The 26530-nt window shown below is 65.0% G+C and carries 27 protein-coding genes; 14 read left to right on the top strand and 13 right to left on the bottom strand.

Annotation, left to right across the window (positions count from 1 at the left end; all coding sequences use genetic code 11):
* Nucleotides 1-497: 497 nt before the first annotated feature.
* The 5 genes from GL284_RS13100 to GL284_RS13080 form a co-directional block, all read right to left on the bottom strand.
* Complete coding sequence (locus GL284_RS13100) at nucleotides 498-800, bottom strand: hypothetical protein (RefSeq protein ID WP_155045078.1); 303 nt, start codon at nucleotides 798-800, stop codon at nucleotides 498-500.
* 247 nt (nucleotides 801-1047) lie between these two features.
* Complete coding sequence (locus tag GL284_RS13095) at nucleotides 1048-1530, bottom strand: hypothetical protein (protein ID WP_155045077.1); 483 nt, start codon at nucleotides 1528-1530, stop codon at nucleotides 1048-1050.
* A gap of 67 nt (nucleotides 1531-1597) precedes the next feature.
* On the bottom strand, nucleotides 1598-2827 hold the full coding sequence (locus GL284_RS13090) for a DNA methyltransferase (RefSeq protein ID WP_155045076.1): 1230 nt from the start codon (nucleotides 2825-2827) through the stop codon (nucleotides 1598-1600).
* A 309-nt stretch (nucleotides 2828-3136) separates the two neighbouring features.
* Complete coding sequence (locus tag GL284_RS13085) at nucleotides 3137-3961, bottom strand: MurR/RpiR family transcriptional regulator (protein ID WP_255453263.1); 825 nt, start codon at nucleotides 3959-3961, stop codon at nucleotides 3137-3139.
* A gap of 7 nt (nucleotides 3962-3968) precedes the next feature.
* Entirely contained in the window at nucleotides 3969-4181 is a 213-nt protein-coding gene (locus tag GL284_RS13080) for a hypothetical protein (RefSeq protein WP_155045074.1), read from the bottom strand.
* A gap of 102 nt (nucleotides 4182-4283) precedes the next feature.
* Between GL284_RS13080 and GL284_RS13075 the strand changes: the two genes are divergently transcribed.
* The 5 genes from GL284_RS13075 (at nucleotide 4284) to GL284_RS13055 (ending at nucleotide 9961) form a co-directional block, all read left to right on the top strand.
* Nucleotides 4284-5885, top strand: coding sequence for an ABC transporter substrate-binding protein (locus GL284_RS13075; RefSeq protein WP_155045073.1), 1602 nt, complete (start codon nucleotides 4284-4286; stop codon nucleotides 5883-5885).
* Between the two features lie 133 nt (nucleotides 5886-6018).
* Nucleotides 6019-6972: an ABC transporter permease gene (locus GL284_RS13070; protein WP_155045072.1), complete on the top strand. Its 954-nt coding sequence runs from the start codon at nucleotides 6019-6021 to the stop codon at nucleotides 6970-6972.
* A gap of 3 nt (nucleotides 6973-6975) precedes the next feature.
* Nucleotides 6976-7857: an ABC transporter permease gene (locus GL284_RS13065; RefSeq protein ID WP_155045071.1), complete on the top strand. Its 882-nt coding sequence runs from the start codon at nucleotides 6976-6978 to the stop codon at nucleotides 7855-7857.
* Nucleotides 7858-7862: 5 nt separating this feature from the next.
* Complete coding sequence (locus GL284_RS13060) at nucleotides 7863-8987, top strand: ABC transporter ATP-binding protein (protein WP_155045070.1); 1125 nt, start codon at nucleotides 7863-7865, stop codon at nucleotides 8985-8987.
* Entirely contained in the window at nucleotides 8984-9961 is a 978-nt protein-coding gene (locus GL284_RS13055) for an ABC transporter ATP-binding protein (RefSeq protein WP_155045069.1), read from the top strand. Before GL284_RS13060 ends, GL284_RS13055 begins: the two co-directional genes overlap by 4 nt.
* Before the next feature lie 18 nt (nucleotides 9962-9979).
* Here the strand turns inward: GL284_RS13055 and GL284_RS13050 are convergent, their stop codons facing one another.
* Nucleotides 9980-10639: an aspartate/glutamate racemase family protein gene (locus tag GL284_RS13050; RefSeq protein ID WP_155045068.1), complete on the bottom strand. Its 660-nt coding sequence runs from the start codon at nucleotides 10637-10639 to the stop codon at nucleotides 9980-9982.
* 93 nt (nucleotides 10640-10732) lie between these two features.
* Nucleotides 10733-11374: a TetR family transcriptional regulator gene (locus tag GL284_RS13045; RefSeq protein WP_155045067.1), complete on the bottom strand. Its 642-nt coding sequence runs from the start codon at nucleotides 11372-11374 to the stop codon at nucleotides 10733-10735.
* Between the two features lie 124 nt (nucleotides 11375-11498).
* Between GL284_RS13045 and GL284_RS13040 the strand changes: the two genes are divergently transcribed.
* Nucleotides 11499-11870, top strand: a complete 372-nt coding sequence (locus GL284_RS13040) for a RidA family protein (protein WP_155045066.1) — start codon at nucleotides 11499-11501, stop codon at nucleotides 11868-11870.
* A complete protein-coding gene (locus GL284_RS13035; RefSeq protein WP_155045065.1) occupies nucleotides 11867-12247 on the top strand; it encodes a Rid family hydrolase in 381 nt (126 codons plus the stop codon). The genes GL284_RS13040 and GL284_RS13035 overlap by 4 nt, the downstream gene beginning before the upstream one ends.
* 6 nt (nucleotides 12248-12253) lie before the next feature.
* Here GL284_RS13035 and GL284_RS13030 read toward each other — a convergent pair whose 3' ends face one another.
* Nucleotides 12254-12502 (bottom strand): hypothetical protein, encoded by a 249-nt coding sequence (locus GL284_RS13030; RefSeq protein ID WP_155045064.1) that lies wholly within the window; start codon nucleotides 12500-12502, stop codon nucleotides 12254-12256.
* Nucleotides 12503-12770: 268 nt separating this feature from the next.
* On the opposite strand from GL284_RS13030, the gene GL284_RS13025 reads away from it, so the two are divergent.
* The gene (locus GL284_RS13025; RefSeq protein ID WP_155045063.1) at nucleotides 12771-13325 is read left to right on the top strand and encodes a dual specificity protein phosphatase family protein; all 555 of its coding nucleotides are present in this window, start codon (nucleotides 12771-12773) and stop codon (nucleotides 13323-13325) included.
* On the opposite strand, the gene GL284_RS13020 is transcribed toward GL284_RS13025, so the two are convergent.
* Nucleotides 13313-14584: a histidine kinase dimerization/phospho-acceptor domain-containing protein gene (locus GL284_RS13020; RefSeq protein WP_155045062.1), complete on the bottom strand. Its 1272-nt coding sequence runs from the start codon at nucleotides 14582-14584 to the stop codon at nucleotides 13313-13315. The genes GL284_RS13025 and GL284_RS13020 overlap by 13 nt on opposite strands.
* Nucleotides 14585-14713: 129 nt before the next feature.
* Nucleotides 14714-15370, bottom strand: coding sequence for a response regulator (locus GL284_RS13015; RefSeq protein ID WP_341870371.1), 657 nt, complete (start codon nucleotides 15368-15370; stop codon nucleotides 14714-14716).
* Between the two features lie 112 nt (nucleotides 15371-15482).
* Here GL284_RS13015 and GL284_RS13010 point away from each other — a divergent pair, with 112 nt between their 5' ends.
* Nucleotides 15483-16484, top strand: a complete 1002-nt coding sequence (locus tag GL284_RS13010) for a GlxA family transcriptional regulator (RefSeq protein WP_155045061.1) — start codon at nucleotides 15483-15485, stop codon at nucleotides 16482-16484.
* 6 nt (nucleotides 16485-16490) lie between these two features.
* Here GL284_RS13010 and GL284_RS13005 read toward each other — a convergent pair whose 3' ends face one another.
* Nucleotides 16491-18236 carry a calcium-binding protein gene (locus tag GL284_RS13005; protein ID WP_230383060.1) on the bottom strand — a complete coding sequence of 582 codons (1746 nt, stop codon included), beginning with the start codon at nucleotides 18234-18236 and terminating at the stop codon, nucleotides 16491-16493.
* A 389-nt stretch (nucleotides 18237-18625) separates the two neighbouring features.
* Between GL284_RS13005 and GL284_RS13000 the strand changes: the two genes are divergently transcribed.
* The 4 genes from GL284_RS13000 to GL284_RS12985 are packed head-to-tail and all read left to right on the top strand — an operon-like array spanning nucleotide 18626 to nucleotide 22749.
* Nucleotides 18626-19084 (top strand): (2Fe-2S)-binding protein, encoded by a 459-nt coding sequence (locus GL284_RS13000; RefSeq protein WP_155045060.1) that lies wholly within the window; start codon nucleotides 18626-18628, stop codon nucleotides 19082-19084.
* A gap of 3 nt (nucleotides 19085-19087) precedes the next feature.
* Complete coding sequence (locus GL284_RS12995) at nucleotides 19088-21229, top strand: xanthine dehydrogenase family protein molybdopterin-binding subunit (protein WP_155045059.1); 2142 nt, start codon at nucleotides 19088-19090, stop codon at nucleotides 21227-21229.
* Nucleotides 21226-21834 carry an Isoquinoline 1-oxidoreductase subunit gene (locus GL284_RS12990; protein WP_230383059.1) on the top strand — a complete coding sequence of 203 codons (609 nt, stop codon included), beginning with the start codon at nucleotides 21226-21228 and terminating at the stop codon, nucleotides 21832-21834. Before GL284_RS12995 ends, GL284_RS12990 begins: the two co-directional genes overlap by 4 nt.
* Before the next feature lie 18 nt (nucleotides 21835-21852).
* The gene (locus GL284_RS12985) at nucleotides 21853-22749 is read left to right on the top strand and encodes an XdhC family protein (protein WP_155045058.1); all 897 of its coding nucleotides are present in this window, start codon (nucleotides 21853-21855) and stop codon (nucleotides 22747-22749) included.
* A gap of 324 nt (nucleotides 22750-23073) precedes the next feature.
* On the opposite strand, the gene GL284_RS12980 is transcribed toward GL284_RS12985, so the two are convergent.
* A complete protein-coding gene (locus GL284_RS12980) occupies nucleotides 23074-24378 on the bottom strand; it encodes an MFS transporter (protein ID WP_155045057.1) in 1305 nt (434 codons plus the stop codon).
* 226 nt (nucleotides 24379-24604) lie between these two features.
* Here GL284_RS12980 and GL284_RS12975 point away from each other — a divergent pair, with 226 nt between their 5' ends.
* A complete protein-coding gene (locus GL284_RS12975; RefSeq protein WP_155045056.1) occupies nucleotides 24605-25855 on the top strand; it encodes an Hsp70 family protein in 1251 nt (416 codons plus the stop codon).
* Here the strand turns inward: GL284_RS12975 and GL284_RS12970 are convergent.
* Entirely contained in the window at nucleotides 25843-26499 is a 657-nt protein-coding gene (locus tag GL284_RS12970; RefSeq protein ID WP_155045055.1) for a TenA family protein, read from the bottom strand. The two genes, GL284_RS12975 and GL284_RS12970, sit on opposite strands and share 13 nt — an antisense overlap.
* Nucleotides 26500-26530 lie beyond the last annotated feature (31 nt).

Below are 26530 nucleotides of genomic sequence, written 5' to 3'. Positions count from 1 at the left end.
CAAGGTCTCGCAACCCGAAACTTGTCCGAAGATCGACGGTGACCGCCAGCGTCACCAACGGCCGCGCGCTGCGCTACGCCGAAGGCTCCGCGCGCGGCCTCCTACACCATGTGTTGGGACACTGCCAGGCGGATCCGCTTAACTGCCTGTCGAGCGCGTCGAGCAGATCCAACTGGCGCGGATCCGTTGGCGGTGCGGGTGGCGGCAGTGAGGCCGCGAACGCCCGCAACTCCTCCGATTTCTCGGACGCCACCCGCACATTGACCTCAACCCAACCCGCAGCGCGGTCACGCCGACGCTGGAGCCGTTTGCGCTCTGTTGGGGTCACGCCTCACCGCCTTCCGCTGCATCCGCAAGCCTGCGAAGGTCCGCAGCGGTGGCACGGGACACATACACGCGCACCTCATCACGGGGGCCGCGTGTGTTATACACCCGTGCGCCAATCGCTTTTGCGAGCCGCTCACCTTCGGGGCGTGGTGCCAGAATGCGAATGTCCATCATTTCGGCCCTCCGGTCGATTCCGCATCATCCGCGCCCGGCAGGACGCCGAAATGCCTCGCCCCCGAAATGAGGCCGTCAATCGGGACGCCGTTCTTTTCCCCCATCTCGAATATCTGAACGAGTTTCACGACAGACGCGAAATCTGCCTCATCAGCGCGGACGTAAACCAGATCCGCCGCCGTTTCGGCGTCAAGATTACTCTCCTGGGCCTGCTCTTTCAGCAGTTCGGTGCATTCATACCCGCAAGCCTCCAGCCCCCGCTGAAACTTCCGGCGCACCGCGATTCCGATTCCACCCATTTTGACCCTCCTCGAGTCCAAAGCCCGCTTTCGCCTTATTTCCCGGCGGCGTGCAGGCTGGTCCATCGCCGGAAGGTCCATCCCGGCTATGTGTGCGGGATTGCGCGTTCGCCAGTGCCCTGATGATCAAAGTGATGATATTGCAAGAAAAATAAAAAATTCAGCCTCGGACTGCTGGCATGGTTTTCCCTGCGTGCAAAGAAAAAAGGGCGCCGAAGCGCCCTTATTTTAAGCTTTCTATTATCTGTCAAAACTGAATGTCAGGCGCAAGATTGTTCAAAAACTTGGCGCGAGACACCTTTGCATTCGCCCCAAGAAGGCGCTGGCTGTGCCATCGCAAAACATTTTCTACCGGGACCACGAAGACATCAACAACGGGGAATCCGACAATATCAGATAGGATGAATCCTTTGATTCCACTCATTTTCAACTGGAACCCGTCCTCATTGAATCGCCGTCCAGAGCCAACCTGATTGCTCGGGTTGAAATAGACGCCTTGCCGGGTGATGGATCGCACCTCCCACATTCCGCCGTCTGGATCCAGCAGATCGTAGCCCGCACCTTCGGACGGGGCCAACTGCCAACCCGGATTTTCCCATTTCAATCGCCGTTCGATGATGAATGAAACGCGGCGACCATCCGTCAAATATTCCCGAACATCTTCGGGAGATACTTTGAAGGCTCGGGCGAGTTCCATCTCATCCCAAGTCATTTGAAATCGTTTTTCCATCAAATCCGCCGCGAGGCTCCTCCTGATTCCGTGTTTTCAGGAAGTTGCCAGCCGTGGGGCCGGGAGTCTACAGACGGCGGAGAAGAACAATCCTGTTCGTGTTCGTGCCCTTGGTGCCGTTGTCAACGCCCCAGCAGTTGGCGGTTTTGGTGAACGTCTGATCGTTCACCATAACCCCCAAGCGGTCAAACGGCAGTCCTTCGGCAGCCTGCCAGACCAGCCGTTCCAGCAGCACCTTGCCGTTGCGAACCTCGCCGACCTCAAACGCGACATACCCGTCGGGACGCAGAATCCGCGCTTGCTCGCGCAGAACGCGGTTGACCATCATCGACCACGCCTCCTCCGTCCGGTGAATGTCGATTGCGACATTGGCCGGATCGATTCCCGCGAACCAGCAGCGCAGCCAGTTGTCGGCGGCATATTGCACGATGTCCAGGAACGGCGGGGATGTGACGGTCAGGTCCACAGTGGCGTTCGCGATTCCGGGCATATCCCAAGCCGAGCCGGTCAGCAGGCAAGAGCGCACCTGACCGGGCACACCGCCATCTTTGAGAAGCGTCCTGGTCTTTTTCAGGATGACTTGGGCAACATCACGTTCCGGTGGCTCAACACCCAATTTTTCATTGATTTTCAGTTGAGCCTTGACGGAAACGGCTTGATTCGGTGGCATCGAGCGTCCCGAGAAAAAACCCGGCGAATGCCCTGACAGCCGGTTGATTGCCACCATTCGGATCCAGTCGGCAACGGAATCGACCTCATCGCTGCCGAGCGGGGCGCGGTCAGCAAGCCATAGCCGCAACGCCTCCAGCTTCCGAAGCGTCGCGGGATGATAGAAGGCCAGCAAGTCCTCACGCTGGATCTGTCCTCGTGACCAGTCCACGGTGTTCAATGCGTCCGCCACGGCCTGAACACTAACAGGACGCAAACGAGGCCGTGCCAAGAGGACAGAGAGTGGATTCACGTCATTCCCGAACGCCTGCCGTCCCATCAGCCCAGCCTGAACCGGCGTTGTGCCTCGTCCCATGAACGGATCAAGCACGACATCGCCGGGCTTCGTCAGCCTTGAAATGAAGAACTCGGGCAGTTGCGCCTTGAAGCAGGCGCGATAGGAAACCTCGTGAATCGAATGCGCCTGCCGCTGCCCGGCGGTCCAGAACTCATTGACGAAGTAGGGGATTCCGTCCTTCTCGTCGGACACGGTTTTCTTGCCGAAGTCATCGAACGATACCAGATCATCAATGAAGGATTCCGCAGTGTCTGCGCGGCGGGAAACCTCAAAGAGGGAAAGCTGGTTCATCACGGTTCTCCGACTGCCTGCCACCGTCATAGCGCATCGTGCGGAATGGCATAACCCCCGCACTTCCGTATGCCTTGGCGATGGCAATTTTCTGCGGTTTACCGTCTGCCATGCAGTCTGCTACATCATGTCCACTCTGTTCCCGGTGAGCGTTCCGGGCGTGAGCCGTAGAGGTTTGATTTTAGGTGCGATTCTCGCGGATTGGGTGTGACCCCTACCGCCGGAGCCATAATCATCCAGACCCTTGATGAATATGGCAAAACACCTTTCTCAAACATACGAACGACCCTCGCAACGGTCCGCACCGTCCTACCAATCCAGCAGGCCGCGCAACTCTTGTATGCGCGTCAGGCGGTCGTGGATGCCGGGGCCTTGGGCGATCAGTCCGGCCAGCAGGTGCAGCACGCTGAAGGCCGCGACATAGCTGTCGAACGGGCCGTCGCTGGCGGTCTCGACCGGCAGGGACAGGGTGGCCACGCGGCGCAGCTCGACCGAGCCCGGCTCTGACAGCAGGATCACCGGCAGCGTCTTTTCGCGGGCGATCCGCAGAAAGTCGGTCAGGCGCTGCGGCTGAAGACGCAATCCCACAGCCAGCACGACATCCCCTTGGCGCAAGGCGGCGGCCTCTTCGGCCAGCGGCATGCCGGTGACGGGCACGGCCATCACATCGTCATGCAGCAGCGTCAGCAGCGCGCGGGCATGGGCGGCGATGGTGCGCGAATTGCGAAAGCCGACGATGCGGATGCGGCGGGCCTGCACCAATGTCCTGGCGGCGTCGGCCATGTCGCCCGGCGAAATTCCGGTCAGCGTGCGGGTCAGGTTCTGCACCTCCTGTGCCAGATGGCGGCTTTGATCGCCCACCCCGGCGGTCTGCGCCTCAAGCCCCTGCAGCGGAGATCCCCATGACGGGCGCATCGTGCCGCGCAGATCCGCCCAGCCGTCGTAGCCCAGCCGATGGAAAAACCGCGTCGCGCTGGCCTGCGAGGTCTGCGCCTGATTCGACACCTCCGCTGCCGTCATCATCGCCATTTTCGTCCCCAAAGAGAGCATTGTTTGGGCAAGCCGCCGTTCCGCCGGCGTCATCTGCCCATCAATGTCGCGGATGCGTGCTTCCAGTCCCGCCAATCCGACCATACTGCACCTATGAAATTGAGATTTCATCATGAGGCATTAATGAAAATATAATTGCAACGGCATCTTGCGAAGAAGGCTCAGGGACGATGACACCGGCAAACAGCATCTGCCGCGCGGCGCCGCACGTCGCAACCTGCGGCGCAAAGATCATGCCCTGCCCGGCGGCCCCGGCCGTCTTCTGAACATCCGCAGGGCAGAACAGGGGAAATCTGCCGCCCATGCAGACATCGTGATGCCGGCCCCGCCAATGCGCGCACCCGGACTTTCTGAACGACCCATCACCGACCGAAACTGAGACCAAGGACAGGAAAGAGAGAGAAGCATGTTCACCACAATCGCCCGCCGGATCGCCTTGGCCGGTATGCTGTCGCTGTCCACCGTTGCCATGGCGGCAGCGCAAGGCACGCTGCGGATCGGCATGACCGCATCGGACATCCCCCTGACCACCGGCCAGCCCGATCAGGGCGGCGAAGGCCTGCGCTTCATGGGCTATACGGTCTATGACGCGCTGATCAACTGGGATCTGTCGGCCACCGATCACACCGCCGGGCTGGTTCCGGGTCTGGCCACGGAATGGACCGTGGATGAGGCCGACAAGACCAAATGGATCTTCAAGATCCGCGAGGGCGTGACCTTTCACGATGGCGCACCGCTGACCGCAAACGACATCGTGTGGAACTTCGACAAGCTTCTGGTCGACAGCGCGCCGCAATATGACTCGCGCCAGTCGGCACAGGGGAAGTCGCGTATTCCCGCCGTCAAAAGCTATCGCGCGATCGACGATCACACGCTGGAGATCATCACGAAATCGCCCGATGCGACCCTGCCCTATCAGATCGCATGGATCATGATCTCATCCCCGGCCAATTGGGAAGCGCAGGGCAAAAGCTGGGAGGCGGTAGCGTCCCACCCCTCGGGCACCGGCCCGTGGAAGCTGACCGGCTTCGTGCCGCGCGAAAAGGCCGAGATGGTGCCGAATACCGCCTATTGGGATCAGGCCCGCGTGCCGAAGCTGGACCAGCTTGTGCTGATCCCGCTGGCCGAGCCGAATGCCCGCGCGAATGCCCTGCTGTCGGGTCAGGTCGACTGGATCGAAGCGCCCTCGCCGGACATGGTGCCGATGATGCAGTCGCAGGGCTTCACCATCACGCAGAACGAATATCCACATAACTGGACGTGGCACCTGTCGATGCTGGACGGCTCGCCCTGGATCGATGAACGCGTGCGCAAGGCCGCGAACCTTGCGGTGGACCGCGACGGGTTGCAGGTGCTGCTGGGCGGTCTGCTGATCCCGGCCAAGGGCTTTCTGCAACCGTCCTCGCCCTGGTTCGGCAAGCCGGAATTCGAGGTGAAGTATGATCCCGAAGCCGCCAAGGCGCTGCTGGCCGAGGCAGGCTATGGTCCCGACAACCCGGTCAAGGTCAAGGCGCTGATCTCGCCCTCGGGGTCGGGTCAGATGCTGCCGCTGCCGATGAACGAATACATCCAGCAGAACCTTGCCGCCGTGGGCATTCAGGTCGAATTCATGGTCGTGGAATGGAACCAGATGATCAATCTGTGGCGCGCGGGCGCGGCAGATCCGTCGGTCGAAGGGTCGCAGTCGATCAACTTCACCTATTCGATCCAGGACCCCTTCGTCGCCTTCATCCGCTTCCTGCAATGCGATCTGGTCGCCCCGAACGGCACCAACTGGGGCCATTACTGCGACCCCGAGATGGAAAGCATGTTCGCCGAAATCCGCACCGCCTTCGATCCCGACGCACAGGCCGAAGTGATGCGCCGCATCCACGAAAAGATCGTGAACGAGGCACTGTTCCTGATGGTCGCGCATGACGTGGCCCCCCGCGCCATGAGCCCGAAGGTCAAGGGGTTCGCGCAGGCGCAAAGCTGGAACCAGGACTTCTCGCCCATCACCATGGAGTGATGGCCCGGCGCGCGCCGTCCCTGCGGCGCGCGCCATTTCCCGACCCGTCCCGCTGCTTCGGCCATGGCGCGGGGGACGGTTGCCAGATCAAGCGCCCCGCTTTCGGCGCCCCAGCAAGACGGACCAGACGCCCATGTTTGCCTATATGATCCGCCGACTGATCCTTGTGCTGCCCGTCGCCTTCGGCGTCAGCCTGATCTGTTTCCTGCTTGTCCATATCGCGCCGGGAGATCCGCTGACGGCCATCATGGCCATCGACGCCACGGCCGAGGAACAGGCCGCCATGCGCGCCGCATACGGTCTGGACCGCCCGCTGCCGGTGCAGTTCCTGTTCTGGCTGGGCAATCTGATGCAGGGCGATCTGGGCAATTCCATCGCCACCGGCCGACCCGTCGCCAGCGAGGTGATGCGGGCCGTGGGCAATTCGCTGCTGCTGGCCGCCACGGCATCGCTGATCGCCTTTCCCATCGGGCTGTTTCTGGGCTTTCTGGCCGGATATTATCGCGACAGCTGGCTGGACAAGCTGGTCACATCGGCCTCGATCGCCGGGGTCAGCGTGCCGAATTACTGGCTGGGCATGGTGCTGGTCATCATCTTTTCGGTCAATCTGGCATGGCTGCCCGCGATGGGTGCGGGGCCTGCGGGCAGTTCGGGCTGGGCATGGGACTGGGCGCATATGCGCCACCTGATCCTGCCCGCGATCACCCTGTCGGTCGTGCCCATCGGCATCGTGTCGCGCACGGTGCGGGCGCTGGTCGGCGATATCTTCCACATGGATTTCGTGCAGGCGCTTTACGCCAAGGGCATGTCGAACATGGATGTGCTGCGCCATGTCATCCGCAATGCCGCCGCCACCGCCCTGTCGGTGATGGGGCTGCAACTGGGCGCGCTGCTGGGCGGCTCGATCCTGATCGAGACGGTGTTCAACTGGCCCGGCTCGGGGATGCTGCTTTCCACCGCGATCTTTCAGCGCGATCTGCCGCTGCTGCAGGGCACGATCCTTGTGCTGGCCATGTTCTTCGTCACCGCCAACCTTGTCGTCGACATCCTGCAGGCGGCCATCGACCCGCGCATCAAAAGGAGCTGAGCCATGGCTGTCACCGACATGAACATCGCCAGCCCGGCCCCGAAACGGCGTGGCTATTGGGGCGGCGTGATGCGGCGGCTGACCCGCGACAAGGTGGCGATGGTCTGCCTTGTGGTGCTGGTCCTGCTGCTGGGGTCGGCGGTGCTGGCGCCGTGGCTGCCGCTGAAGAACCCCTATGAAGCCTCGATGATCGCACGGCTGAAGCCGATCGGCACGCCCGGCTATCTGCTGGGCACGGATGAGCAGGGCCGCGACATGCTGGCACGGCTGATCTATGGCGGGCGGCTGACGCTGCTGATCGGGCTGGTGCCGGTCATCATCGCCTTCTTCGTCGGCTCGGCGCTGGGGATCGTCGCGGGCTATATCGGCGGTCTGACCAACACCATCATCATGCGCACGGTGGATGTGTTCTTTGCCTTCCCCTCGGTCCTGCTGGCCATCGCGATTTCGGGGGCGCTTGGGGCGGGCATCCTGAACAGCCTCGTGTCGCTGTCCATCGTCTTCGTGCCACCCATCACCCGTGTTGCCGAAAGCGTCACCTCGGCCGTCCGCTCGGCCGATTACATCGAAGCCGCGCGGGCCACGGGTGGCAATGCGCTGACCATCATGCGCGTGCATGTGCTGGGCAATGTGCTGGGGCCGATCTTTGTCTATGCCTCGTCGCTGACCTCGGTCTGCATGATCCTTGCCGCCGGTCTGTCCTTTCTGGGGGTCGGCGTGCGCCCGCCGGAACCGGAATGGGGGCTGATGCTGAACACGCTGCGCAGCGCGATCTTCATGAACCCGATGGTGGCCGCCCTGCCCGGCGCGATGATCTTCATCACCTCGCTGTGTCTGAACCTGCTCAGCGACGGGCTGCGCAGCGCCATGAACGTGAAGGACTAAGCGCCATGACCGATCTGACCCCGCACCGTCCCGCCGCCGCCACCACCCATACCGCCCCGCATCACAGCACGGCCGCGACGCTGCCCGACAGCCAGCCCGATCTGGGCGGCCCGGCGCAGCCGCTGGTGATCTGCCGCGATCTGCGCAAGCATTTCCCGGTGCATGGCGGCATCCTTGGCCGTCAGGTGGCCACCGTCCATGCCGTCGATGGCGTCTCCTTCGAGGTCCGCAAGGGCGAAACGCTGGGCGTCGTCGGCGAATCCGGCTGCGGCAAATCCACCACCGCCCGCCTGCTGATCGGCCTGATCGCCACGGATGAAGGCCAGATCATCGTCGACGGGCAAGAGCTTGGCGAAGACCTGTCGCTGCGCGAATTGCGCCGCATCGTGCAGATGGTGTTTCAGGACAGCTATGCCTCACTGAACCCGCGCCTGACGGTCGAGGACAGCATCGCCTTCGGTCCCAAGATCAACGGGCTGGACAATCCCCACAAGCGCGCCCGCGACATGATGGCCCGAGTCGGGCTGGACCCCGCGCGTTTCGCCGACCGCTATCCGCACGAGATGTCGGGCGGCCAGCGCCAGCGCGTCAACATCGCCCGCGCGCTGGCCATGTCGCCGCGGCTGGTGGTGCTGGATGAGGCCGTCAGCGCGCTGGACAAATCGGTCGAGGCGCAGGTTCTGAACCTGCTCAGCGATCTGCGGCGCGATCTGGGGCTGACCTATGTGTTCATCAGCCACGATCTGAACGTCGTGCGCTATATCTCGGACCGGGTGCTGGTGATGTATCTGGGCGAAGTGGTGGAAGTCGGCCCGGTGGATGAGCTTTATGCCGCGCAGGCCCATCCCTATACCGCGTCGCTGTTTGCCGCGATGCCGTCGATGGACCCCGATCATCGCACCACCGTGCCGCCGCTTGCGGGCGATCCGCCGAACCCGATCAACCCGCCCTCCGGCTGCCGGTTCCACACGCGCTGCCGCTATGCCCAGGACATGTGCAGCGCCACGAAACCGGCGCTGAAGCCGTTTGCGGGCAGCGCCGAACATATGGCCGCCTGCCATATCCACGACCCGGCCTCGGGCCATTCGCTGGCCGGGACGGGATTTGTTCCCAAGGGGGTGCAGGAATGACCGCGCTGCTGGAATTCGACAATCTGAACGTCACCTTCCGGGGCGAACGCACGGTCTATGCCATCAACGACCTCAGCCTGCGGCTGGAACAGGGCGAGATGCTGGTGCTTTTGGGCGAATCCGGCTCGGGCAAATCCGTGACGCTGAAGACCCTGCTGCGCTTGCTGCCGCCCGCCCGCACGCAGATCGACGGCGGCATCGCGGTCAATGGCACGGATGTGATGACGCTGTCGGGGCGCAAGCTTCAGGACTATCGCGGCGGCGAGGTGTCGATGGTGTTTCAGGAACCGGCGCTGGCGCTGGATCCGGTCTATCGCATCGGCGACCAGATCGCCGAGGCCGTGCGCCGCAAGAACCGCGTCAGCCGCGAAGAGGCCCGCAAGACCGCGCTGGAGATGCTGCAACGGGTCCGCATCCCCTCGCCCGAGCGGCGGATGATGAACTTTCCGCATGAGCTGTCGGGCGGCATGCGCCAGCGGGTGATGATCGCGCTGGCGCTGGCCTGCCGTCCGCGCCTGCTGCTGGCGGATGAACCGACGACCGCGCTGGATGCGACGGTGCAGATCCAGATCCTGCTGCTGCTGCGCGATCTGCAGCGCGAATTCGGCATGGGGGTGATTTTCGTGACCCATGATATCGGCGTCGCGGTCGAAATCTCGGACCGGATCGCGGTCATGTATGCGGGCCAGATCATCGAAGAGGGCGACACGCATCAGGTCATCAACCACGCCCGCCATCCCTATACGCAGGGGCTGCTGGCGGCGAACCTGCATGACGTGCAGCGCGGAGAGCGTCTTGACGCCATCCCCGGTGTGCCGCCCGCGCTGGAGACGAAACCCGATGCCTGTCCCTTTGCGCCACGCTGCCCCCATGTGCGGGCCGATTGCCGCGCGGCCCTGCCGCCGGTGGTGACGCTGGGACCGCGCCGCCGGGTGGCCTGCGTTCTGGCGCGTGAAGATATAGCTGCGGAATAACCCCGGTCAGGCCCCCGCTCAGGCCCCCGAACCGGCAGCCGCCTGATCCAGACGCTGCCGGATCAGCCGGATCGCCGCAGGGATCGGCTCGATGATCGGCACGGCGAATTGCGGGGCCAGCGCGCGGGCGGCCATGGCCAGCGGCCCGCCGCCGATCACCACGGCTTCGGCCCCGTCCGCCACCGCCCGCTCGATGGCTTGCGCCAGCGCGTCCTGCAACGCCTGCGGCTGAAAGCTTAGCGCCAAGGGGTCGCCCGGCGTCATGCGACAGCCCAGATAGTTCCGGGCCACGCCGGTCGCCGTCACCCGCGCGGCGATGGCATCCTCAAGCGCCGGCGTGGTGGTGGCAATCGCCCATGGCCGGTCATCCTGCGCCGCTTCCAGAAAGCTGGCCTCTCCGATGCCCGCGACCGGGATGTCCAGCGCCGCGCGCATGGCGTCCAGCCCCGGATCCCCGAACGCCGCCGAGATCGCGGCGCGGGTCCCCAAGGGCAGATCGCGGATCATCGCCGCGACGGCTTCAGCGCCCTGCTGCAAGGCATTTGGCGTGCTGATGATCGGCGCGCCAAAGGGCGCGGTCATGCCCTGCACCGTCAGGCCCGGGGCGCAGTCCTGCGCAATGGCCACCATGTCGCGGGTCACGCTGGCCGAGATATTGGGATTAAGCAGCAGGATCATCGCCGGGCCTTCATGTCGCGCGCCGCCAGATGTTTCTTATTCCCCCCGCCGCAGCAAGCGGGTTCTGCGGCCATGTGGGGATGGCGGCGCGGGTCACGCCTGCCCTGCCCGCAGCCGCGTCAGAACGATGCCGACGATGTCCTCGCGCCGGGCGTGCAGAAAATCCGGGTCGGTCAGGTCGCGGCCCAGCACGGCCCCCATCGTGTGTCGGTTGGTCAGATGCACCGTGCAAAGCCCGATGATCGTCAGATACAGCAGCCCCGGATCGCATTCCGCGCCAAAATCGCCCGCGCGCAGGCCGCGCGCCATCACCCTGTCGATTGCCGCGAAAAGCTGGCGGGCGCGGTCATGCACCACCGCCATGTCGCCGACCTGCGTGCCGTCCGCCATGTTCTCGATGCGGACAAGGCCCAGAAATTCGGGATGGGCCTGCATGTAATCAAAGGTAAAGCGCACCAGCCCGGCCATGGCCTGCGGCGGCGGCAGATCCCAGAAACCGGCCTCGGCCTCGGCCTGCCGCAGATGGTCATAGGCCCGTGTCAGGCAGGCCCGATACAGGCCCTGCTTGCTGCCGAAATAATGATAGATCATGCGCACATTGCAGCCCGCATCCTGCACGATCCGGGAAATGCTGGCCCCCTGAAAGCCGTGGCGCAGAAAATCGCGGGTCGCGGCCCGGATCAGGCGATCGGGCACCTGCAAGGCGGCGGCGGGTTGTGGCAGTTCGGACCCCATTGCGCCTTCCTGATGCGGCTTTACAGAGCGTAAGTAATCGTTCACTTACTTTATAGCGCCGCGCCCGCGCCGAAACCCCGAACCGCAGCGGCGGCGCGGTTTCTGACAGCAAAGGACAGGTTCGATGATTGCCCACAGCCATCCCGATTCCATCGACGGCGCCCGCCGCTCGCTTGTCTGCACCGCGGGGGACTGGACGCATTTCACCGGCATCCAGCCGCGCAATCTGGACGGCGACATCAAGGAACAGGCCCGCGACGCGATCGCCCGCCTGCAAGAGCTGATGACCGATGCCGGACTGCGGCAGTCCGATCTGTTCACCGTGACGATCTGGCTGAAGGACATGCGCTATTTTGCCGGGCTGAATGCCGTCTGGAACGCATGGGTCGATGCCGACAATCCGCCCGCCCGGACCTGCGTTTCGGGCGAATTGTATCGCCCCGATCTGCTTCTGGAGATCGTCGCCGTCGCCTATCGCACGGGTGACGCCGCATGAGCATCCAGAAAACCGGGCGGATGGACAGTTGGGGGCCGAAGATCTTTCTGGGATCGGCTGCCGGCAGCATGGTCTCGGTCTGCCTGCCCGCCCCCGACAAATCCGAAGATTTCGCCGGTCAGACGCGGGCGATCCTTGCTGTCTTCGACGACCTGCTGGCGCAGATGGGCAGCGGTCGCAGCCAGCTGATGATGGCGCATGTCTGGCTGGCGGATATGGCGTTCTGGCCGGACTTCGTGCCGCTGTGGAATGACTGGATCGGGCTTGGCCCCGCGCCGGGCCTGTCGGTGGTGCAGCTTGCCGCCTCGCGCCGCGATGCGCTGGTCGAGATCCGCATCTGGGCCGCAAGGGCCGGGGATCAGGCTGTCCTGCCCTGACTGCCCCTATCCGCGTCTGCGGCGGCGTTCGACCCAGGGTGTGATGGTGATTTCGGCAAAGCTGTCGCGCGGAAAGCCGTGGATTTCCCAATCCGACACCACCTCATCCTCGGGCCGTGCCGTGCGATAGGTCAGGTGGTTCGAGCGCCATTCGGCGCTTTCCGCCTCGGCAGGTGTCAGAACCGTGGTCTCGATGCCGCGACGCATGGCCGGGCTAAGATCGCTGGTCTGATCGAATGTGATCGAAATCCTCATGGTCTTGTTTCCCTTAGCGGCCGGAAACCGGACAGACTGCCCCGCACCTGAAAAAACCTGGCCGCCCCGACGGGATGGCCCGCTTCAAAATCAGCAAGTCGCACCGCCAATCCCGGTGCTTTTTGCAATAATATGATATTTCCGCGACAGCACCAGCCCCAAGCGAACAAACGGTTAACTTTACCACCGCCCCGCGATCCGGCCGCCGTTCAGCTTGGCTTCAGCTTCATGCCGCATCTGGCCCGAAACGATACGGGGGCAGATTGCCATGAAGATATTGCGTCGTGGTCTTGTCGCAGCCGGGCTGGCGCTGCTGCTGCTGTGCATCCATGTGCTGGGCTTGCAGATCGGCGGGAATTTCCATGCCGTTCTGGACGGCGAGGCCTATCGCTCGGCCCAGCCTTCGGCGGCGGATCTTGCCCGCTGGTCGCAAGACAAGGGCATCCGCAGCGTCATCAACCTGCGTGGCAGCCACCCGGGAACGCCGTGGTATGATGCGGAAATCGCGACATCGCAAAAGCTGGGGCTGCGGCATTTCGACTTTTCCATGTCCGCGGGCCGGCAACTGTCGCAGGCCGATGCCGAAACGCTGATGGCGCTGCTGCGCGATGCGCCAAAGCCCGTGCTGATCCATTGCAAATCGGGCGCGGACCGCACGGGTCTGGCCTCGGCCTTGTATGTCGCGCTGCGCGGCCATGACGAGGCGCGGGCCGAGGCGCAGATCTCGATCCGCTATGGCCATGTCTCGATCCCCTATACCTTCGCCTGGCCCATGGACCAAAGCTGGGAGGCGCTGGAGGGCCTGTTCGGCTATGCGTCCTGACGCGGGGCCTGCGCGAAATGCACGCGGGCCAGAAAGCCGTCGGCATGGCCCGGCTGCGGTGACAGCAGTTCCAGCCGGGCCCCGGCATGTTTGGCCAGCGTCTCGACGATGGCCAGCCCCAGACCCGAACCGACCTCGCGGCTGCCCGCACGCTCAAAGCGGCGCGTCAGATGCGCCAGCCGGTCCGGGGGGACGACGGGGCCGCGATTGCCCACCTCGAACACCTGCTCGGTCAGGCGCACCCGGATCGGCGCGCGACCGTGCAGCTCGGCGTTTTCGATCAGGTTGCGGGCCATGGGCGCAAAGACATCGACATCCATGCGCACCAGCACGGGACGGTCGGGAATGTCGTAAACATGGCCCGGCTGGCAATCCGTGGCCACCAGCCGCAGCACGGCGGCCAGATCCTGCGGGCCGGGATCGTCGGGCTGCAACGCCTCGGCCCGTGCCAGATCCAAGAGCCGCGCCGACAGCCGCGTCAGGCGCTGCATGGCGCGCGCGATCGTCTGGGCACGGCTGCGGACCCCCGGGCTTTCGGCTTCGTCGATCAGCAATTGCGTCTGGGCATAGGCTGCGGCGATGGGCGTGCGCAATTCATGCGCGGCATTGGCGGAAAAGCTGCGCTCGGCCTCAAATGCCTCGGCCAGCCGGGCCATCAGGATGTCGATCGCGGCGCGCAGGGGCGCAAGCTCATCGGGCATGTCGCGTGCAGCCAAGGGGTGCAGATCGCTGGCACCGCGCCCGCCGACATCCAAGGACAGCGCGCGGATGGGCGCCAGCCTGCGCCGCACGAAACCGCGCATCAGCACAAAGGCCAGCGGCAGCAGCAGGACCGAGGGCAGCAGCATCGACACCAGCGTCTCGCGCGCGGCCTCGCGCCGCTCGGACAGGGGATCGGCGACGCGCAGCACGCTGCCATCGGGGTTTTGCAGGGTCAGCACGCGGAATGCGCCGCTTTCGCTGAAACCGCTTTGCAGGGTGGGCGGCAGCAGCGCGCCGTCCGGACCGCCCGAGCGGAACCGCACCTCGCCCTCTGGCCCGGTCAGTTCGACCCAAAGCGCCCCACGCGCATCGGCGGGGCCGGGCTGGCCGGTGCTGGTCAGCACATGGTCGGCCACGCGCGACAGCGTGGCGTCATAGATCTCGTCCAACTCCTCGCGCAGGGCGATCCAGCCGATCAGCAGGGCCGCCAGCCAGACCAGCACGATGCCCGCCCCGAAGCCCGCGACCAGATCACGAAGCAGGCTTGAGCGGCGCATTCTGGTTCTCCTGCGAATGGTCCGGCCGCATCATGGCGCAGCCCGTGCCCATTATCAGCCATGCGGCAGTGCCCCGGTCAACGCCCCGGTCAACGCTGCGACGAAAGCAACGGTGCGCCGGGCCAATTGTCACAGCACGACGCGATAACCAAGGCCGCGCTGGGTCTGGATCAGATCGCGCCCCAGCTTGCGGCGCAACCGGCTGACATAGACCTCGACCGTGTTGCTTTCTGCGGCGCCGTCAAAGGAATAAAGCCGGTCCTCGATCATGGCGCGGCTGATCAGACGCCCGCGCCCGGCCAGCAGCGTTTCCAGCACCACCCATTCCTTGGCGCTCAGCGTCAGTTCGCCCCGCGGCCCGCGCAACTGGCGGCGCGGCAGATCGACGACCAGATCGCCCAGCGCCAGCGTGGGGTTCGGATTGCCCTGATAGCGCCGCCCGACCGCGCCGATCCGGGCCGCCAGTTCGGACAGATCGAAGGGCTTGACCAGATAATCATCCGCCCCCGCATCAAGACCCGCAATCCGTTCCGAGATGCGGTCCATCGCGGTCAGGATGATGACCGGCACGCCCGATCCCGACCGGCGCAGCTGCCGCAGAAAGTCGATGCCCTTGCCATCGGGAAGCATCATGTCCAGCAGCACGAGGTCATAGGCCACCGTCTGCAGACAGATCCGCGCATCCTCAAGCCGGGTCATCCAGTCGGCGACATGGCCGTCCGCGCCGGTGCGGTCCTGCACGGCGGCCCCCAGATCCTCGTCGTCCTCGATCAGCAATATCCGCACGCGTGCATCCCTGTGGCATGGGGCCGCATCATGGCGTGCAAGCCGCCGCTAGGCCAGCACCGAACGATCGGCTAAAAGGCGGGCTGAACTGGGACGTGACGGGGTTTCGACCATGGCTGCCGAAAGATATGTATCCAAAGGCATCGCCTTTCGCCCGCTGGCCGCCGCGCAGCGCGATCCGGTTCAGGTCAGCTTCGTGCTGGCGCCGAATTTCACCATGCTGGCCTTCACCTCGGCGTTCGAGCCCCTGCGCATCGCCAACCAGCTTTCGGGGCGACCGCTGTTTTCGTGGCACATCTATACGGGCGACGGCCAGCCGGTCGAATGTTCGGGCGGGCTGCGCATGACACCCGATGGCCCGCTGCCCGAGACGGTGGCGAATGGCTATGTCTTTATCGTCGGCGGCACGCAGCCGACCAGCAATCCCAATGACCAGATCGCGAACTGGGTGCGCAAGCAATGGCGGCTGGGCCGCACCGTCGGCAGCCTGTGCACCGGGGCCTATGTGCTGGCCAAGGCGGGCATCCTGAACGGGCGCAAATTCGCGATGCATTGGGAACATGATGTGTCCTTCGCCGAGAAATATCCGCATCTGACGCCCGTGGCCGAACGCGTCTGTCTGGACAGCCGTATCCTGACCTGCGCGGGCGGGGTCGCGGCCATCGAGCTGGCGCTGAAGATCATCGAGGACGAATATGGCAAGGATCTGATCCCGACCGTCCGCCGCATGTGCCTGATCGACGACCGCCAGAACGCGGCAGGCGCGCGCGGCAATCCCGATGCCGGCGCCACCGGCAATGCCGTCGTCGCGCGCGCTCTGGCCTATATCGACACGCATCTGCCCAATCCCGTCGATCTGGACGACTGCGCCGACCGCGCCAATGTCTCGCGCCGCCAGCTCGAACGGCTGTTCAAGCAATATCTGGACCGCTCGCCCAAGGCCTATATCGCCGATCTGCGGCTAAGTCAGGCCCGCGCGCTGCTGGCGGAATCGGCGATGACCACGCTGGAGGTGACGATTGCCTGCGGCTTCAATTCGACCGACACCTTCCTGAAGGCCTTCAAGAAGCGTTACGGGGCCACACCGCACCATTTCCGCATGTCACGCGCCTAAGCGGCGCTAGAAAATGAAATCCGACATGTCGAGCTGCGCGCGCGTCACGTCGATCAGACGGATCACGGCATTGGGGCCAAGCGTCAGCACCGCGTCGCCATCGATCATGCGCGCGCCCGCGATCAGCCCGCCGACCTGCGCCCCGTTGAAATCGACCAGTTGCAGCCGGTCAACGCCGTTCTGGAAATCGGTGACCAGATCCGCGCCGGTGACCCGGCTGAAGATGAACACATCCGCGCCCAGACCTCCGGCCAGCGTATCCGCGCCCGCATTGCCCATCAGGATGTCATTGCCGATTTCACCGAACAGCCGGTCATTGCCGGTCCCGCCTTCCAGCGTGTCGCGCCCCGTGCCGCCATACAGCAGGTCATGGCCGTCGCCGCCGTTCAGCCGGTCATTGCCGCGATCGCCCCGGATCGTGTCCTGTCCCGCCTGCCCCTCGATGCGGTCGGCCACGAAACTGCCCATGACGGCGGTGTTGCCCGCGCCCAGCCGCTGCACCGGCAGCACCAGATCGCGCAGCACCACCAGGACATCGTCATCATCGGCATAGTTCAGCTGGGTCGAGAAGCTGGAGACCACCTGCCCATAGATATTGATGATCGTGTTGCCGCCCGTCATGTCTTCATAGGGCGCGCCTTCGCTGATCATGAAAGATGCGGTGATGGCCTGCCCGGCGCCGTTGAACACCCGGCCCAGCAATTGCCCGCCGTCAAAGATATCGTCGATGGCATCGGGGATCTGGTTGAAATAGGTGACCAGCGTGCGCCCGCCGCCCAGATCGACCACATCCTGCAAGACCTGATCCCCCGCCCTGCGGTCCGTGTTCACCATGACCGCCTGCGTCTGCCCTGCCGCGAAACGGTCCAGCAGCCGGAAATACACGTCGCCGTCCAGACTGTCGGGCTGGTCGCGGTTCCATCCCAGCGCAAAGCCCCCGACCGAGCGCGCCTCGATCTGGCCGTTCGTCTGGTCCAGCCCGAAGGATTCCTGCGGATGCGCCGTGACGGGCGCCACCACCCGCTGCGGCCCGATGGCCGTGCCGTCATTGCGGAAAAGCTGGGTAAAGACCGAATAGCCCACCTGATTGTCGGCCAGCCGCGATTCCTGATGCCAGGCAATCGCATAGGTGCCATTGCCCGCGGCTGCCACCGAAGGGTCGATATAGCCCGCCCCGGTGATGCTGTTGACATAGACCTCGGCATTATCGACCAGCCGCACGGGCGCGCCGACCTGCTGGCCGGTGGCGGTGTGGCGATAGGCAAGGATGTCGTAGATGCCGCCGAATTCATAGCGCGCCACAAGGGTCAGCGACTGACCGTTCGACAGCGTGACCATATCGGCCAGATAATGATCTTCGGTGGTGTTCGGGGTGATCTGGCGTGCCGGTCCCATCGGCGTGCCATCGGCGTTATAAAAGCGGATATAGGTGTCGTAATACGCGTCGTCCTGACCATTGATCGACGAGGGGCCGTTGCTTTCAAACGTCACCGCCCAACCGCCATTCGCAAAGGCCGTCGCGCGCGGGTCGCTTTGTATTCCGGAGGTGATGGTGTTGATGCGGCTGTCGGTCAGCGTGGTGCCCGACAGATCGCCGCTCCAAGCCCGGCCATAGACACCATAGGTGCCATCAAAGCCCGGATCGGGATGCAGGTCAGACCACAGGCCCAGAATGTTGCCGCTGCGCAGTTGCAACAGGAACGGGTCGATCTGCTGGCTGTCCCGGTTCGCGGAAAGGTAATAGGTCGGCATCGGGCTGGCACCTCGTGCAACGGATATCCGCCTGCAGGCTAGCGCAGCGCGGCGGCTTGCGGCAATTCCCATTGGCGTCGGCCCGGCAGCCGGGATCTGCAAGACAAGGCGGATGCGCCCCGGATCTGCCCGCAAGCCGTTGATCCTGAGCCTGCTTCATGGCGCGGGGCGCTGGTGGCGGGGCTGGGCAAGGATCCGCCTATGCGAATTTGCGGGCGGGGTCGGTGCCCCGCTGATAAGACACCCAAAAACGGAAAAGCGTTCTGCACGACAGGGAATAACGCTGCAACTTCACGCGCCAAGGCAGAGTTCAGCGGAAGATTTTCCCTTGAATGCCGCCCTGCCCGTGCCCATCATCACAAAAGTCACCCAGCTTTGTGAGGCCAGGTATGACCGCTTTCACGGTAAACGGTCGGGATTATGATCTCGACATCGACCCCGACACACCGCTGCTTTGGGTTCTGCGCGATGAGCTTCGGCTGACCGGCACCAAGTTCGGCTGCGGCATCGCGCAATGCGGCGCCTGCACCGTCATGATGAACGGCATGCCCCGGCGGTCCTGCGTCACCCCCATCGCCATGGTCGAGGGCAGCGAGATCACCACGATCGAAGGCATGCAGGGCCCCGAGATCGCCGCCGTCCAGTCGGCATGGACCGCCATCGACGTGCCGCAATGCGGCTGGTGCCAGTCCGGGCAGATCATGTCGGCCACGGCGCTGTTGCAGCAGGTGCCGAACCCCTCGGACGACGACATCAACAATGCCATGGCCGGGAATGTCTGCCGCTGCGCGACCTATATGCGCATCCGGCAGGCGATCCACGATGCCGCCAAGACGCTGGAGGGCTAGGCCATGACCATACAGACAACCCGGCGCGGTTTTCTGGCGGGCGGCGCGGGGCTGGTGCTGGCGCTGACCCTGCCCCTGGACCGGGCGCGCGCGCAGATGAGCGTCGCAGGCCCCTTTGCCCCCAACGCCTTCATCCGCATCGGCACCGACGATCTGGTGACGGTGATGATCAAGCACCTTGAGATGGGTCAGGGCCCCTATACCGGCCTTGCCACGCTGGTGGCCGAGGAACTGGATGCCGACTGGGCGCAGATGCGGGCCGAAGGCGCGCCCGCCAATGACCAGCTTTACGCCAATCTGGCCTTTGGCGCGCAGGGCACCGGCGGCTCGACCGCCATGGCCAACAGCTTCATGCAGATGCGCAAGGCGGGCGCGGCGGCCCGCGCCATGCTGGTTGCGGCGGCCGCCGCCGAATGGGGCGTGCCTGCCGATGAGATCACGGTGAAATCCGGCATCGTCGCCCATGCGGTTTCCGGCAAAAGCTCGGGCTTCGGGGCGCTGTCGGCGGCGGCTGCCAGCCAGCCCGTGCCGCAGGATCCACCGGTCAAGGCGGCGGCGGATTTCGTGCTGATCGGCACGGACCGGCCGAAGCTCGACAGCGTGGCCAAGGCCAATGGCACGGCACAGTTCACCATGGACATCTATCGCGACGGGATGCTGACGGTCGTGGTGGCGCATCCGCCGAAATTCGGCGCCACGGTCGCCAGCTTCGATGACAGCGCCGCGCTGGCGGTCAAGGGCGTGCAGATGGTGCGGCAGATCCCCTCGGGCGTTGCCGTCTATGCCACGAACACCTATGCCGCGCTGAAGGGCCGCGACGCGCTGAACGTGACATGGGACGACAGCGCCGCCGAGACGCGCAGCAGCGCACAGATGTTTGACGCCTATGCCAAAGCCGCGCATGAGGGCGGCACCACCGTCGAGGAACAGGGCGACATGCCGGACATGGCGGGCGCGGCGCGTGTGCTTCAGGCCGAATACCGCTTTCCCTATCTGGCCCATGCCCCGATGGAGCCGCTGGATGCGGTGATCGAGGTCAAGGGCGGCAAGGCCGAGATGTGGTTCGGCAGCCAGTTTCCCACCTTCGACCGCCCGACCGTCGCCAAGGCGCTTGGCATCGCGCCGGAAGATGTCTCGATCAATGTGCTGATGGCGGGCGGGTCGTTCGGACGGCGGGCACAGGGCTCGGCGCATCTGGCCGCCGAAGCCGGAGAGATCGCCAGGGCTGCGGGCCGCGATGGCGCATTCAAACTGGTCTGGACGCGCGAAGACGACGTGAAGGGTGGCTATTATCGCCCGATGACCGTGCATACCTTCCGCGCCGGGCTGGACGCGGATGGCAAGATCATCGGCTGGGAAAACACCGTCGCCAACCAGTCGATCCTGATGGGGACGCCGATGGCGGCGATGCTGCAGGGCGGGCCGGACAACACCTCCTTTGAAGGCTCGACCAACCTGCCCTATCAGTTCGGCGCGCGGCGCATCGGCTGGGCGCGGATGGAAAGCCCGGTCAGCGTGCTGTGGTGGCGCTCGGTCGGGCATACCCATACGGCCTATGCGGTGGAAACCTTTCTGGACGAGGTGCTTGAGGCGGCGGGCAAGGATCCCCTGCAGGGACGGCTTGACCTGCTGCCCGCCGATGCCGCGCGCGAACGCGGCGTGATCCTGAAGGTCGCCGAAATCTCGGGCTGGAGTGGACCCGTCCGCGACGGCAAGGGTTACGGCATCGCCTATACCAAAAGTTTCGGCACCTATGTCGCCGAGGTGGTCGAGGTCGAGGACCGGGGCGGCGTGCCGCATGTCACCCGGGTCTGGTGCGCCGTCGATTGCGGCATCGCCGTCAATCCCAACGTAATCCGCGCCCAGATGGAGGGCGGCATCGGCTATGCGCTGGGAACCGCGCTGCACAATCACATCACCTTCGCACCGGGCGGCGAGGTCGAGCAGTCGAATTTCCACGACTATCCCATGCTGCGCATCCACGAAATGCCCGTGGTCGAGGTGGCGATCATCGCCTCGGAGGCAGATCCGACCGGGGTGGGCGAACCGGGCGTGCCGCCGCTGGCGCCCGCCATGGCCAATGCGTGGCGCGCGCTCAGCGGGGCGCGTCAATATCAGCTGCCCTTTGGCGGAGCGCTGTCATGAAGCATCTGACAGCGATTGCCGCAGCCGCGTTTCTGGCGGGGCCTGCTCTGGTGGGGACTGCGCTGGCGCAGGATCTGTCTGGTCCTGACGCATTTGCCGGTATCACCGATGAAACCGAACGCTCGGTCGCCTTGTTTGACGAGATGGGCAAAGTTCTGACACATCCGCGCTGCCTGAACTGCCACCCGGTCACGGGCGGGCCGACGCAGGGCGATGACATGCACCCGCATTCACCGCCCGTGGTGCGGGGCGATGCCGATTTCGGCGCACCGGGGATGAATTGCTCGACCTGTCACGGCACGGAAAACATGGCGCTGACCTCGGGTCAGGGCAGCATTCCGGGGCATGAGCCGTGGTCGCTGGCGCCGGTCAGCATGGGCTGGGTCGGCAAGTCGCTGGCCCAGATCTGCGCCCAGATCAAGGATCCGCAGCAGAACGGCGGCAAGACGCTGGACGAGCTTTACGAACACAATGCCCATGACGGGCTGGTCGGCTGGGGCTGGGATCCCGGCGAAGGCCGCACCCCCGCCCCCGGCAGCCAGCACCTGTTCGGCCAGTTGACCCGCGCATGGATCGACACCGGCGCGGCCTGCCCCACCAGCTAAGGTCAACCAAGGACAATCATGACCCGCCACGACCCCGATCTGATCCAGCCCGGCCGCAAGCTGCCGCGCACCACGATCTGCGAAAGCGACGTGCCGCTGGCGGCGGCCTTGGCGGGTGACAGCGCGCTGGCGATCATCACCGGGGTCGATGGCCCGTCCTATCGCCCGCTGGGCGCGGCCATGGCCATCGACGCGCAGGGGCGCTGCACCGGCAGCCTGTCCTCGGGCTGTATCGAGCGCGATGTCGTGCTGCACGCCCAAGCCGCCCTGGCAGACGGCCAGACGCGCCGGCTGCGCTATGGCGCGGGGTCGCCCTTCATGGATCTGGCCCTGCCCTGCGGCGGCGGGCTGGATGTGCTGGTGCTGCCGCGTCCCGACCGCGCCGCAATCGCAACGGCGGCGGATGCGCTTGCCCGGCGTCGTCCGGCGACTTTGATGCTGGACGCGGCCCTGACGCTGGAGATCCAGCCGGAATTGCGCGTTCTGGTCTTTGGCAAAGGCCCCGAGGCGCGCTGCTTTGCCGCGCTTGCCGCTGCGGCAGGCTATGCCACCCAGATCCATTCCCCCGAGGAGGAAACCCGCGCGGGCCTGCCCGGCGGCCCCCTACCCGGTCCGCGCTGGCCCAAGGAGGTGCAGATCGACGCGCGCAGCGCCGTCACGCTGTTCTTTCACGATCACGATTGGGAACCGCCGCTGCTGGCCCATGCACTGGCATCGGATGCGCTTTATATCGGCGCGCAGGGCAGCCTGCGCGCGCATCGCAGCCGCTGCGCCGAGCTGGCCCGGCTGGGGGTGGCGCAGGCGCAGATCGACCGGCTTGCTTCGCCCTTCGGATTGGTGACATCGGCGCGCGATCCGCGCATGTTGGCGGCATCGGTGCTGGCGCAGGTGCTGGAACGGGCACGGCTGGGCTGATCAACGCGGCGCGGGGATCTGCGGGCAACGGGCCGGCATCGCAAGCATCAGCGCGAACGCAGGGCGGTTTCAACACCCCGACCTCACCGCCCCGACGGGCCGACCGGCTTGAACGCTGAAACGCTGGTCTATGGCATCGGCCACTTTTCCGGCGCATGGCCGGATGGCAGGCCGTTTGACAAAAACCGCTATGTCGTGGGTTGATCGTGGAAACCGATCTCTGGAACGACAGCGCCGAATGGCTGCCGGATCCGACCGCGGCGCAAGGCTGAACCGCAGCACATGAAAACGAAGGCGGAAGAGATCCCGCCTTCGCGTTTGTCATCAGACCTCTTCGCTGCGCGAGGCCAAAACGCAAAGCAGCGTCACCACCGAAGCCGCCAGCATGTAGTAGCCGACATAGCCCAGCCCGTGATTCTGTTGCAGCCAGGTCGCGGCATAGGGCGCAAGCGACGCCCCGAAGATGCCCGCGAAGTTGAAGGTGATCGACGCCCCGGTATAGCGCACCCGCGTCGGGAACGGGGCGGCCAGCGCCGCGCCGATCACGCCATAGGTCAGGCCCATCAGGAACATGCCGATGGTGACGAACAGATAGATGCTGCCCTCACCATCGGTCGCGCTCATCAAGGGCGCCAGCAGGAACGAGAACGCGCCGATCATCACCGTCACCACGATCAGGAACGGACGACGCCCGGTGCGGTCGGCGATCTTGGCCGCAATCGGAATGGCGATCCCGAAGATGACCGAGCCAAAGATCTGGATCTTCAGCGCGTCGATGAACGGGATCTGCAGCACCTTGACGTTATAGGACAACAGCCAGGCCGAGCAGATATAGAACAGCACGAAGGTCACCAGCGCGACGAAGGTGCCCAGAAACAGGCTGCGCTTGTGATTGCGGAACAGTTCGACCACGGGAACGGCGACGCGTTCCTTTTTCTTGATCGCCGCGGCGAATTCCGGCGTCTCGGTGATCGACAGCCGCACCCACAGGCCCAGCACGATCAGCAGGATCGAGGCCAGGAACGGCAGGCGCCAGCCCCATGCCAGCAGGTCTTCCTGCGACATGAAGTGCAGCAGCACCCAGAAAAAGCCCGAAGACAGGAACAGCCCGACCGGCGCGCCAAGCTGCGGGAACATCCCGTACCAGCTGCGCTTGCCCTCGGGGGCGTTTTCGGTGGCCAGCAGCACCGCGCCGCCCCATTCGCCGCCAAGGCCGAAGCCCTGACCGAACCGGCACAGCGCCAGCAGCGCGGGCGCTGCCACGCCGATCTGGGCATAGGTCGGCAGCAGGCCGATGATGACGGTGGACACGCCCATGGTCAGCAGGGCCGCGACCAGCGTGGCCTTGCGCCCGATGCGGTCGCCATAATGGCCAAAGACGATGGCCCCCAGCGGGCGCGCAAAGAACGCGATCGAGAAGGTCGCAAACGATGCCAGCAGCGCCGTGGTCGCGTCCTCACCGGGAAAGAACAAGGTCGGGAAGACCAGCACGGCGGCAGTCGCATAGACATAGAAGTCAAAGAACTCGATCGTCGTGCCGATCAGGCTTGCCAGCAGAACGCGCGCCGGAGAGTTCGGCCGCGCCCTGCCTTGCGCCGCATAGGACGCATTGAGGTTCTGATCAGTCATTGTTTTTCTTGCTTTGAGAAATCCGCAGATGCCCCTGACATTCTTTTGCGATGCCGGGAACGGCTCGCGCTAACGCATTTCGCAAAGGAATTGAATGGCCGACGTTCAAAAAATTGCGAGAAGCGGCGGGATTTGCGCAACGGCATTACTTTTTGGCCGCATGTCTTGCCGCAGCGGGGGTTTTTCGATATCTGGCCGGGCTTTCCGCCAACGCCCGGGATCCGCCATGCAGGACGATATCATCGCCGTCGATTTCGGCACGTCGAACACCGCCGCCGCCATGCTGGAGGCGGGTCGTATCCGCCGCATCCCCATCGAGGCCGGGGCCGAAACCCTGCCGACCGCCGTGTTCTTTCCGGCCCGCAAGGGGGCGATGAAGATCGGTCTGGACGCGGCCGAGGCGCTGATCGACGCCGAGGAAGGCCGCTATATGCGCGCGCTGAAAAGCGTGCTGGGCACGCCGCTTTTGCATGAACAGCGCCTGATCGGCGGCCAGCGCCGCAGCGTGGCCGACATCATCGCGGCGTTTCTGACCGTGCTGAAATCGCGCGCCGAAGCCGCCACGGGACGCCGCTTCTCCCGCGTGCTGTCGGGCCGTCCGGTGCATTTCCACACCCGCAATCCCGAGCGCGATGCGCAGGCCGAAGCCGATCTGCGCGGCTGCTATCTGGCCGCAGGCTTCCACGAGGTCGATTTCCTGCCCGAGCCCGAGGCTGCGGCGCTGGCCTCGCATGCGCTGGCCGAGGCCGGGCTGGGGCTGATCGTCGATATCGGCGGCGGCACCTCGGATTTCTCGGTGTTCCGCAGCGGCGATCAGGGGGTGCAGATCCTGGCCAATCACGGCATCCGGCTGGGGGGCACGGATTTCGACCATGCCGTGTCGATGACCCATGCCATGCCCGCCCTGGGCCATGGCGGCACGCTGAAGCGTCAGATGGGCGCGGGCGTGCTGCCGGTGCCGAATGCCATCTATTCGGATCTGGCGACATGGGCGCGCATTCCGTTTCTGTATATCCCCGAAACCCGCCGCATGGCGCAGGACATGGCGAAACTGGCGACCGAGCCCGCAGCCATGCAGCGCCTTGTCACCGTTCTGGACGAGGAGTTGGGCCATGAACTGGCCTTCGCCGTCGAACGCGGCAAGATTGCGGCCAATGGCGGCGACGGCGGGCAGATCGCCATGGGTTTCATCCAGCCCGGCCTGACGCGCGAGGTGACGCCGCAGACGCTGGAGGCCGCCCTGCTGGCCTATCGCGCCGAATTGCTGGACGCCGCGCGCGACACGCTGGCCCTGGCAAATGTCGCGCCCGACCAGATCGGCAGCGTGGTTCTGGTCGGGGGCTCCAGCCTGATGGGACTGGTCTCCAGCGCCGCGACCGAGCTTTGCCCGCAGGCGGCGCTGAAACGCTCGGATGCGTTCACCGCCGTCGTGGACGGGCTGGCGCTTGGGACGGCGCGGCTGGCTCAGCCGGTATAGGCCGCGTCGAAAAACGCCCGCTCAAGCGCGACGGCGCGGACAAAGAAATCCCGCGCCTGTTCCGACGCGTCCGGGCCCACCCGGTCCAGTTCGGCACGCAGGAAGGCCACGAAATCGCGAAAGAACGGGTTGTCGTGCAGCGTGATCCATTCCGCGTGAATGAAATTCGCGGGCAATGGCTGCGGCGCGCGGGCCGCCCAGTCCAGATACAGCCATTCCGCCACACACAGGACCGACAGCACGACGGGATAGCTGCGCGTCGCCGCCGCCTCGCGCATGATGGCTTGAAAGCCTGCGGTGGGCGCGCTGTCGGGAATGGCCGCGCGCTGTCCTTCGCTGATCCCCAGCGCGTCGAAGGCGCGCAGGAAATAATCGTTCTCCTCGCCCGAGACCATCCCGGCGAACCGCCCGAAGCGCAGCCGCGAATCGAACCTGTCGGCCGAGGCGATGGCGGCGCCCAGCAGGGTCAGGAACGCATCCACGAAGCGGTGATCCTGCACCAGATAGGCGCCCATCACGGCATCGGGCACCGATCCGTCGAACAGCGCGCGCACGAAACGGTGATCTGCTGCGGCGCTCCAGTCGGGTTCGCTGGCGGCGCGCAGGTCGTCGGTAAAGCGGGTCTTGGGCAGGTGGTCGGTCATCCGTCGTTCCTTTCGACATGACAACCGGCGT

Origin of the sequence: Paracoccus shanxieyensis, from assembly GCF_009711265.1 — a bacterium.
Classification (GTDB): domain Bacteria; phylum Pseudomonadota; class Alphaproteobacteria; order Rhodobacterales; family Rhodobacteraceae; genus Paracoccus; species Paracoccus shanxieyensis.
Note: the sequence above shows the minus strand (reverse complement) of the source record. Positions and strands in the feature narration are given on the sequence as shown.